Annotated in this window: 1 protein-coding gene; it reads right to left on the reverse strand. The window is 39.2% G+C overall.

Annotation, left to right across the window (positions count from 1 at the left end; translation table 11 throughout):
• Nucleotides 1–19 precede the first annotated feature (19 nt).
• A partial coding sequence (locus WMO20_RS14430; protein WP_349187311.1) for a restriction endonuclease subunit S occupies nt 20–687 on the reverse strand: 668 nt, incomplete at its 5' end.

The following is a 687-nucleotide window of genomic DNA, read 5'->3' on the forward strand; positions in this document are numbered from 1 at the left end:
TAAACGATAATTTAGCAGCTTAGAGCTGGATACTTGCGATATCAATCGCGCCAGACATTAGTTTGGGTAACAGACTATCTCTTAGCATAGCAAGTGAATAATTTTGGTCTTCCAAGATTTTTTGTTGTGCAAAGATTGGCGCACAAAAACTATTAAATTGGTCAAGTGTGCTCCGATCAGGAATGATGGCGGGAATATTCTTCATGGCACTTCCTGAAATTTCTTTGAATGTCGAGCCTGATGCCGCACTCTCAATAACCGGAAGACTGTGTTTCAAGAAAAAGTATACAAATGCTGTTCCAATTTCCAAGTAAGGTATAACAGACTTAAAGCCTTGATTGGTTGTAACTTCGTTAGATGCAATTGCAATATACCCGATGGGAGCACGTGATGAAAACAATACTGTGCCCTTAGGCATGACTGTTGTGCTACTGTTCTTCAAACCAAGTTCTGTAATATCATTTTCGCCATGGGATATGAATTTGGACTTGTTGATAGATAAATCTTTTGGTGTTATCCACGCAATACCATTATTTGTATAGTATTCAGGCTTGGTTTTTGAAGGCGTACTACCGCCCACAACAGTTCCAAGGTCACTTATTGTGCCGATTTGCCACATGGGATTTGCATTGTTGATGTATAATTCTTGAAAATAGGTGACGGCTTGCTGCTCTAAATTATCGTTTA

It is taken from the genome of Faecalibacterium intestinale (genome assembly GCF_040096575.1).
Classification (GTDB): domain Bacteria; phylum Bacillota; class Clostridia; order Oscillospirales; family Ruminococcaceae; genus Faecalibacterium; species Faecalibacterium intestinale.